At 33.4% G+C, this 2,392-nt stretch carries 2 protein-coding genes and 2 pseudogenes; 3 read left to right on the forward strand and 1 reads right to left on the reverse strand.

Annotated elements, in window-relative coordinates:
* The 3 genes and pseudogenes from IDG60_RS11150 to IDG60_RS11160 form a co-directional block, all read left to right on the forward strand.
* Positions 1-393 (forward strand): annotated as a pseudogene (locus tag IDG60_RS11150) (diphosphomevalonate decarboxylase); the annotation flags it as partial.
* 12 nt (positions 394-405) lie between these two features.
* On the forward strand, positions 406-1,482 hold the full coding sequence (locus IDG60_RS11155) for a phosphomevalonate kinase (protein ID WP_000616885.1): 1,077 nt from the start codon (positions 406-408) through the stop codon (positions 1,480-1,482).
* 176 nt (positions 1,483-1,658) lie between these two features.
* Entirely contained in the window at positions 1,659-2,000 is a 342-nt protein-coding gene (locus IDG60_RS11160) for a YuzB family protein (protein WP_000798967.1), read from the forward strand.
* 51 nt (positions 2,001-2,051) lie between these two features.
* On the opposite strand, the pseudogene IDG60_RS11165 reads toward IDG60_RS11160, so the two are convergent.
* Positions 2,052-2,392: pseudogene (locus tag IDG60_RS11165) on the reverse strand (hypothiocyanous acid reductase MerA); the annotation flags it as partial.

Consider the following 2,392-nt stretch of genomic DNA (forward strand, 5'->3'; position numbering starts at 1 on the left):
TTGACACGAAACACATCAAGGTTTTATCAATATTGGTTAGATCATATTGATGAAGATTTAGCTGAAGCAAAAGCAGCGATTCAAGACAAAGATTTTAAACGCCTTGGTGAAGTAATTGAAGAAAATGGTTTACGTATGCATGCCACGAATCTGGGATCAACACCGCCGTTCACTTATCTTGTGCAAGAAAGTTATGATGTCATGGCGCTCGTTCACGAATGCCGAGAAGCGGGATATCCGTGTTATTTTACGATGGATGCGGGTCCTAATGTGAAAATACTTGTAGAAAAGAAAAACAAGCAACAGATTATAGATAAATTATTAACACAGTTTGATAATAACCAAATTATTGATAGTGACATTATTGCCACAGGAATTGAAATAATTGAGTAAGGAAGAGATAAAATGATTCAGGTCAAAGCACCCGGAAAACTTTATATTGCTGGAGAATATGCTGTAACAGAACCAGGATATAAATCTGTACTTATTGCGTTAGATCGTTTTGTAACTGCTACTATTGAAGAAGCAGACCAATATAAAGGTACCATTCATTCAAAAGCATTACATCATAACCCAGTTACATTTAGTAGAGATGAAGATAGTATTGTCATTTCAGATCCACATGCAGCAAAACAATTAAATTATGTGGTCACAGCTATTGAAATATTTGAACAATACGCGAAAAGTTGCGATATAGCGATGAAGCATTTTCATCTGACTATTGATAGTAATTTAGATGATTCAAATGGTCATAAATATGGATTAGGTTCAAGTGCAGCAGTACTTGTGTCAGTTATAAAAGTATTAAATGAATTTTATGATATGAAGTTATCTAATTTATACATTTATAAACTAGCAGTGATTGCAAATATGAAGTTACAAAGTTTAAGTTCATGCGGAGATATTGCTGTGAGTGTATATAGTGGATGGTTAGCGTATAGTACTTTTGATCATGAATGGGTTAAGCATCAAATTGAAGATACTACGGTTGAAGAAGTTTTAATCAAAAACTGGCCTGGATTGCACATCGAACCATTACAAGCACCTGAAAATATGGAAGTACTTATCGGTTGGACTGGCTCACCGGCGTCATCACCACACTTTGTTAGCGAAGTGAAACGTTTGAAATCAGATCCTTCATTTTACGGTGACTTCTTAGAAGATTCACATCGTTGTGTTGAAAAGCTTATTCATGCTTTTAAAACAAATAACATTAAAGGTGTGCAAAAGATGGTGCGTCAGAATCGTACAATTATTCAACGTATGGATAAAGAAGCTACAGTTGATATAGAAACTGAAAAGCTAAAATATTTGTGTGATATTGCTGAAAAGTATCACGGTGCATCTAAAACATCAGGCGCTGGTGGTGGAGACTGTGGTATTACAATTATCAATAAAGATGTAGATAAAGAAAAAATTTATGATGAATGGACAAAACATGGTATTAAACCATTAAAATTTAATATTTATCATGGGCAATAAATGATTTGATAGGGGAGCAATCATCTAATTTAATTAGAAGATAAATGCTCCATTTTTTATTGCCAGCCGTGTTACGTATCTTGAAAAAAATATTAAAAAGAGTAAAATAGATAGAGTTAACGAAAAAATTAATGAAATCGACGATATAGATATGATAAAGAAAGGTGGGTAGCAATATGAAAAATACATTCCTTATTTGTGATGAATGTCAGGCAGTCAATATAAGAACGTTACAAAAGAAGTTGGAAAAATTAGATCCCGATGCTGAAATCGTGATAGGTTGTCAATCTTATTGTGGACCTGGACGCCGAAAAACATTCACTTTTGTTAATAACCGCCCACTGGCTGCGCTTACTGAAGAAGAATTAATCGAAAAAGTTTCTCAACAATTAAAGAAACCACGTGATCCTGAAGAAGAAGAGCGTTTAAGAAAACGACATGAAGAACGTAAACGTCGTAAAGAAGAACAAGATAGAAAGCTTAAAGAAAAATTAGAAAAGCGAAAAGCACAACAATAAAACCTGATGGCAGCATCATTCAATGCGTGCCACCAGGTTTTTATGTTTTGTCTAGAAATTAAATAAATCATTAAATGATTCGGCCATCGTAGGATGTGTATAAATATTATCTCGTAATACGGTATATGGAATGTTTTGATCAATCGCAAGTTTAATTATATTAATTAATTCTTCAGATTGCTTACCATATAATGTAGCACCTAAAATCATATTATTTTCATTATTAATGACTACTTTAAATAAACCTCTTGGATCATTGTTAATTTTGTGACGAGGTATAGCACTTACTAAAAGTTGATGTTCAGTGTAATCATAATGTTGAGCGGCAGCTTCTTTACTAGTTAATCCAACACGTGATAATGGTGGATCTATAAATACTGTATAAGGCACGC

It is taken from the genome of Staphylococcus sp. EG-SA-2 (assembly GCF_017152085.1).